8 protein-coding genes are annotated in these 6,793 nt (G+C 45.6%); 2 read left to right on the top strand and 6 right to left on the bottom strand.

Annotation, left to right across the window (positions count from 1 at the left end):
- Positions 1-129: 129 nt before the first annotated feature.
- Positions 130-762, bottom strand: coding sequence for a L,D-transpeptidase (locus tag JGK36_RS24385; protein ID WP_293198251.1), 633 nt, complete (start codon positions 760-762; stop codon positions 130-132).
- A gap of 860 nt (positions 763-1,622) precedes the next feature.
- Between JGK36_RS24385 and JGK36_RS24380 the strand changes: the two genes are divergently transcribed.
- Positions 1,623-2,120, top strand: a complete 498-nt coding sequence (locus JGK36_RS24380) for an autotransporter (RefSeq protein WP_293185026.1) — start codon at positions 1,623-1,625, stop codon at positions 2,118-2,120.
- A gap of 106 nt (positions 2,121-2,226) precedes the next feature.
- A complete protein-coding gene (locus JGK36_RS24375; RefSeq protein ID WP_293198254.1) occupies positions 2,227-3,573 on the top strand; it encodes a PQQ-dependent sugar dehydrogenase in 1,347 nt (448 codons plus the stop codon).
- Positions 3,574-3,639: 66 nt separating this feature from the next.
- Here the strand turns inward: JGK36_RS24375 and JGK36_RS24370 are convergent, their stop codons facing one another.
- The 5 genes from JGK36_RS24370 to JGK36_RS24350 all read right to left on the bottom strand — a co-directional run bounded on the left by JGK36_RS24370 (position 3,640) and on the right by JGK36_RS24350 (position 6,691).
- Positions 3,640-4,095 (bottom strand): DUF6575 domain-containing protein, encoded by a 456-nt coding sequence (locus tag JGK36_RS24370; protein ID WP_293185023.1) that lies wholly within the window; start codon positions 4,093-4,095, stop codon positions 3,640-3,642.
- Between the two features lie 11 nt (positions 4,096-4,106).
- Entirely contained in the window at positions 4,107-4,538 is a 432-nt protein-coding gene (locus JGK36_RS24365; RefSeq protein WP_293185022.1) for a hypothetical protein, read from the bottom strand.
- A 40-nt stretch (positions 4,539-4,578) separates the two neighbouring features.
- Positions 4,579-5,145, bottom strand: a complete 567-nt coding sequence (locus JGK36_RS24360) for a DUF924 family protein (protein WP_293185021.1) — start codon at positions 5,143-5,145, stop codon at positions 4,579-4,581.
- A gap of 282 nt (positions 5,146-5,427) precedes the next feature.
- Entirely contained in the window at positions 5,428-5,790 is a 363-nt protein-coding gene (locus JGK36_RS24355; RefSeq protein ID WP_293185020.1) for a peptidoglycan-binding domain-containing protein, read from the bottom strand.
- Positions 5,791-6,052: 262 nt separating this feature from the next.
- Entirely contained in the window at positions 6,053-6,691 is a 639-nt protein-coding gene (locus JGK36_RS24350; protein ID WP_293198256.1) for a ThiF family adenylyltransferase, read from the bottom strand.
- Between the last annotated feature and the right edge of the window lie 102 nt (positions 6,692-6,793).

Here is a 6,793-nt window from a genome sequence, read left to right as displayed (position 1 = left end):
GGCATCTTGCCTGTTGCTAAGAAAGAAAGGGGGCGGGCAAGATGCCCACCCCACAATAAAATTAACTCTTTGTGGAACAGGCATCTTGCCTGTTGCTAAATATTTTCAAATACCACAGTTTCCGAATAATTACTTCTCAACTATCACCGGAGTACCCACTGCGACTTTCTCAAATAAAGCTTGGGCATCTTTATCAAACATTCTGACACAACCGTGAGAAGCCGCTCGCCCGATCGACTCTGGAGTCGGAGTCCCGTGAAAACCGATCACATTCTTACCATCCGTCCAAAACCCGATCCACCTGCTTCCCAGCGGATTGTCCGGCCCTGCGGGTACAAGTTCTCCCGTCCAAGGATGTTCCCAAACAGGATCTTTAATCATTTGCATGACTTTAAAGTTGCCCGTGGGAGTTTCCCAGCCGTCTTTCCCCACAGCCACCGGAAAACTGGCTTGCACCTTATTTTTGCGGTAAACATAGACCCGGCGTTCTCGCAATTTCAGCACTAAACGCACTTCCTCAATCGCATTTTCCGGCGCGTTTGGTTCCTGCGGAAGATACCTAGACGGTTCGCCTAATGGTGGCAGTTCGGGAACTCCGAGATTTGGCAATTTTACATCAGATTTTGGCTGCTGGGCGATCGCACTATTACTCCAATTAGCCACCGGTTCGGCAGCTACCTGCTGCTGTAAGGCGACAGACAGCGCCGCTGCGCTCAAACTCAGCACAATTAAGTTGTTAAATAAAAATTTGCTGTTCACCATTATTTTGTTCGCTAAACTCTTCACCAGCAGTTCCTACAAAGTTCTTATCTAATTATCCGCAAACTCCACCGGAAAGCCAAAATTTAGAGATGGCTTTTTAACTGTAAATGCCCTGCCCAGTTTTTAGTTTCCATTTCACAAATTATAACTTATTTAACTGCCACAAAATTGGTTTGTAGTGAGGACTTTAGTCCTTGAAATTTGATGCGGACTGAAGTCCTCACTACAAACCAATGTTGTTTGTAGTGAGGACTTTAGTCCTTGAAATTTGATGCGGACTGAAGTCCTCACTACAAACAATATTTTTTATTGCGGGTAATTGACCGGAGATGATATAGCTCAACACAAGACTTACGCGGTAATACCAAATAAACCGGGGTTTTATACGGGGAACGGTGGCGCTCCGCTAGAGATTTTCGCGAACAAATCCGGTTGATGGGTAAATCGTGCAAGTCAATGATTGAATTTTACCTCCGACTCATTTGATTTTTTGATCTGTGGCAGACTGGCGATCGCAAATTGAAACTATGGCGCTGCTGCATCCGGCAAGCATAATCTGTCTGTTGGCAGAGTTTGCCGCCCGTGCCGCAACAGTTAGAGGGGCGCAAAAAAACGGAAACGGTCGATCGAACAAACTCAATATATCACGCCGACACTCTAGAGATCCGAAGCACTGAACTTCTTGTAACTTGGGAACTTATGATTTAAAATTTAGTCTTTCAAAACTTGTTCGATAATCTTTTTTTGAGATTGTCCTAAATTTACTACTCCGGGGATTAAACTGGATTAGGTTTAAAGGTTGGGACTTTCGCGCAGCGAAAGCAAGCCCGACCCTAAATAGCAGTTAATGTGAGGTTTCAATGCGTCTTCAGAAGATCAAATTATTTACAGGTGCAACCCTGTCGGTGCTAATATCGGCGGTTTCAGTGCTTCCTGCGATGGCTAACCCTCCAATTGAAATAGCCCAAACGCAGAGCACCACAACAGCCAACGCTCAAACCATTATTGGTTTTGTCAAAAATATTGTCGGCGACATAGTAACAATTAGCCCAGAAAGCGGGCCGTACAGGACTCTCAGGATTCAAAGATGCATCCTGAGAATTACTTCTCTGGTACCGGGAATGAAAGTCAGAGCCACCGTAGCCGGAGATCAGGTAGAAAGGCTCGTCGTGATCCCCGATTATAAAGTAGTCTCTACCACAGTTGTTCGTCCCCCCGCTCCAGCACCGCGTCCGGCCCCTGAACCGCCACCGCGTCCGGCTCCCGCTCCCCGCCCAGTTCCTCGTCCGGCTCCCGCTCCGGCTCCGCGTCCGATTCCGGCTCCGCGTCCAGCTCCTCCTGTGAGAGGACTTTGGTAGAACTAGATTTCTAACCAGAATTAAGCCACCGCGCGCGCGGTGGCTTCGCTTTTTCAGAGCAGTTAGAATAAAAGAATTGTCCAGCAATTGTTGAGAAATCGCTGCTATGTATTACCTGCGTTTCTTGCTGCTAATTCTGCTGTTACCCCTGGTTGCGTGCGATCGAGCTACCGATGCTACAGCGACTCCTGTACCCGCACCAACTCCGCTGTCGCAAATTCCCTCCGTTGCACCGCTGACAAATGTTCGTACAAATCAAATTGTACCGACCAAACCGCTTTCGCCGCAGCCGATCCGCATTGTTGCAACTGCTTTGCCGCAGCCTTTCGCCACCCAAAGCGCCTCGAAACCTCCTCAAGTAGTACCGATTCCCCCATCGCCAGTGCTGCAAGTCCCTCCTGGCTTTGTCGTCAGCGTTTTTGCTGACAATTTAGACGCTCCCCGATGGCTGGCTTTGACGCCGACAGGAGATGTTTTGGTAACAGAAACCAGGCAGAATCGGATTAGGCTGCTCAGGGATGCCAACGGTGATGGCGTTGCTGAGGTGAACATGACTTTTGCTAGCGCCCAAAACGGCTTAAATATTCCCTTTGGCATGGCTTTTGCCGATCGCTATTTCTTCCTCGGAAACACCGCCGAAGTCCGCCGATTTCCCTACACAAAAGGGCAGGAACAATTAACAGGTACTGGTGAAAAAATTGCCGATTTACCGGGCGGTGGCTACAACCAACACTGGACGCGAAACGTTGTCGCCTCCCCGAACAACCGCCAGTTGTTTGTATCAGTTGGTTCCCAGTCTAATGCCGATTCCGAACCCTTGCCGAGGGCGTCTGTGCAAGTGATGAATTTGGACGGTACAAACCAGCAAACTTTTGCTTCCGGTTTGCGAAATCCGGTGGGATTGGATTTTCACCCAAAAACCAATCAACTTTACACGACAGTCAACGAACGCGACGGTTTGGGAGATGATTTGGTACCGGATTACTTGACAAGAATTCGTCAAGGCGAGTTTTACGGCTGGCCTTACGCTTATTTTAAGCCAAATTTGCTCGACCCGCGCCACGTCAAAAATGGAAAGAGCGATCGACCAGATTTAGCAGCTAAAACATTGATGCCAGACGTGCTGTTTCAGGCCCATTCGGCAGCTTTGGGACTTCAGTTTTACGACGGGAAAACGTTTCCCAAAAGATTTTTTAACGGCGCGTTTGTGGCGTTTCGGGGTAGTTGGAACCGGAATGCAGGAACGGGTTATAAAATTGTGTTTGTACCTTTTAATGCGGCGACTGGACGCCCTCAAGGTTATTATGAGGACTTTCTGACTGGTTTTCTCACAGATCCGTCGGGCCCGAAAACTTGGGGGCGGCCTGTTGGTTTGCTGGTTTTACCTGATGGGAGTTTATTGTTTACTGAGGAAGCGAATAACCGGATTTATCGCGTGCAGTATCGTGGCTGAGCAAAGGGCGATGGATTAGATACCCGACTTCTTGAAGAAGTCCGGTATCTGGCTGTTTAATCAGCTTCAAACCTTGCTAAGTTGAGATTCACCGGAAACTTTTTGAAAAATTAACAACTTATCTTCTGCCGCTGTTTCGCGATTTAAATCAGACAGTTCGTAATAGGAATCTGTTTCTGGCAAGTAGATTTCCGGTAAATTCTCAGGCAGGATTAAATAAGTGTTTTTCACCTGTAAAGCATTGTCTATATCTAATGAATATAGAAATCCGTCAACAGGATTTACAATTAACTGGTGAAATGAAACTTGTCCCTCTATGTAAAGCTTGAGAGTTGGTTGTGCAACTCTGAAAACCAACCAGCGATTGTACAAATTATCTACATCGCACCAAGAATAAAGATAGCTATCGCCGTATTCATTCTCAAAAAGCGATAGCAGGGGGCCGTCGAAATACTCTAAATTGACTATGCTTCTAAGAGATAAAGGAAATTTACTTAGTTTAAATCCTATTAATTGTTCCACTTTTTTTTACCTTACAATAAACAAGATGTTATTACAAATTTTGCTGCCAAATCAGCATTAGCAAACTCATGTAGGCTCAAGTGACCGTTATCATCTATTTTGGAGACAACTCCATCTGTCTTGTCGATCGCTCCTGCTGCTATGTGAGTCCCCAGAGAATCGCGCAGTTTTTTTCTTTTTTTTGTTAGTTTTAAATAACGGTTTTCGGCATTTTCCCTGGTATCAAATAATGATAGCGCATAACCTTGACACCTGGTAGCTTCAGTTTCTGGTTTTAGGTTGCGCTGCGGAGTTATTATCAGCACCGGTTTAAAGTTATTAATAGCTCGTTCATCATTGGGCTCAAATACAAATCTAAAAGCCAGCATTTCTTGCGGTTCATAGTCCAGTGGCGGGCATTTAGTTGAAAGCTTATCTATATGTTCTTGGTGTTTGAAACACATATTGATAATTTTAGTATCCTAAAGGTTTTGTGTAAGCGCCCTAAAATCCCGAACCCGGTTGTGTCAAAAACTCTGCTTCTTCGGGAGTTGTGTCGCGTCCGAGAATTTGATTGCGGTGGGGAAATCTACCAAAACGCTCGATGATTTTAAAATGTCGCACTGCAAAATCAATGACAGAATCGCTATCAGGTTCGCCGCTGAGTTGGCGAAATGATTCCACAGATTTTTCCTGGTGTTCTAAGTTTTCGCTGTGTTCAAAAGGCAGGTAGATAAACCACTTTTGTAAAGTCAACAATTCGCGATCGAAGTTATTGTTAACAGCGTGTTGGGCGGCGGCTAAGGCTTTGCTGTCTGTGGCGAAGGCTTGGGGATTTTCGCGAAACATATTGCGCGGAAATTGATCGAGCAGTATGATTAATGCTAGGCAGTTTTCCGGGGAATCTTGCCAGGAGTAGAGTTTACCGGATGCTGCTAGTTCGTATTCTGCTAGAAATAGCGATCGCACTTCCGTATCAAAATCGGCATCTTTCTCAAACCACTTCTTTTGAACTTTACCAAATTCTGGAGAGTTCGATCGACCAAACCAAAAATCTAAAACTTCATTCATTACCAATCTAGTTAGCCATTGATTATTGATGGCAATTGAGGCATCTGTAGTTGCACAAAATCTACTTGATGTGCAACTACAAATCGCAGCGATTAATGATTACCAAAGATGACTCCGCCCAAACACAGGTACTTGCTTTCCGACGCTATCGAGGGTGGAGAAAAAAAATTAGATTACAGAGTTTAAGCTTCCAGATTCATCTGTTATCGAGTAAATCTAAAATCTAAAATCTACAATCTAAAATCGACTGACTTAGGAACTTTTGCTGTCCGGTACTTAAATTTACGAACTGGTAAACAGTCTGTCCCAAGTTTTTCCTCCCACAATTCCGTCTACAGGAAGGTTGGCTTCCCGCTGAAATATTTTCACTGCATCTAGGGTTGTTCTACCAAAGATGCCATCAAGTGCGATCGGTTCTGGACACACACCGCGGGCGTTTAACAATTTTTGCAGTTTCCTCACATCTTCGCCTCTCGATCCGTGTTTTAAAATCCTTTTATGGAATCTAACTTCTGGTTCGTGGCAATCATTAGTGTGGCAAACTTTGTCGCCGGCGCCCCCTGAATAAGTGGCTGCATTGGCGCCTGTCAAAACTAATATGCCGAGAACTGCTAGTAAATAATAAAAAGTCTGCGATCCAACCATACTTTCCCTGTTAATTTTCTCAAGCGTTTTCTGCAAGTTTGACCCGCAACAAACGGGTAAAAGCCACCGACTAAAGTCGTGGACGATCTCAAAATTTTAGAATTTTGTTGAAGCTCCCAGATTCAATCCGAGAGTCAATCTAAAATCTAAAATCTAAAATCTAAAATCGACTGACAATTGTTTGAGAGTGAGAAACCGGGTTTCTGGGATGGAGGCGTCCAATCTCGATTGACCGGGTTTCTGGCAACAGTCAACCGACATTCTACAATATAAGTGGCTTTACTGCAAAATCTTTGATCGTGCAAGTTAAATTTTGTTGCTCTTGGGTTGCAGCAAAGGTAACAATTACTTCGCACGCTACAGAAACTGTCAGCATTACCAAGTTTCTCGCCAGCGGGTAATCGCAAACGTCATCATTGGCGGCGGAAGGAACCCGATAGTGTTGGTTCCAAATTATTTCGGAGTAATCGGCGGCTAATCCGACGTGCACGCAGGGAATGGAGGCACTCGCACAGTAATCTTTGACTGCTTGCCGCCCGATGCTGTTATCAAAAGTATCGATCGCCAGGGCGCTGTTGGCAAGCAGTCGATCGACATTGGCGGGTGTCAATTCCTTTGAGTGCACGTCAACGCTGACGGACAAAGCGCGGTACAGGTTGTTGGCGAGAATTTTGGCTTTGAAGGCGCCGATGTCCGATCGATAGTAGGGTTGAGTGGAAAGGTTGCGCTCTTCGATGCGATCGCGATCGACGACTCTTAACTGGCAAAAGCCCGATCGCGCCAGACTCTCTACAATATTCGCACCCAAAGCACCCGCGCCGCACACCGTTACCGGGAAATTTTTAATCAGCGACATCACTGCGGCACTTCGGTAAAGTTGTTCGTGAAAAAATATACTCATAGTAATTGGTAATTGGGAATTGGGAATTGGGAATTGGGAATTGGGAATTGGGAATTGGGAATTGGGAATTGGGAATTGGGAATTGGGAATTGGGAATTGGGA

It is taken from the genome of Microcoleus sp. PH2017_35_SFW_U_B (assembly GCF_020737865.1).
Classification (GTDB): Bacteria; Cyanobacteriota; Cyanobacteriia; order Cyanobacteriales; family Microcoleaceae; genus Microcoleus.
Note: the sequence above shows the minus strand (reverse complement) of the source record. Positions and strands in the feature narration are given on the sequence as shown.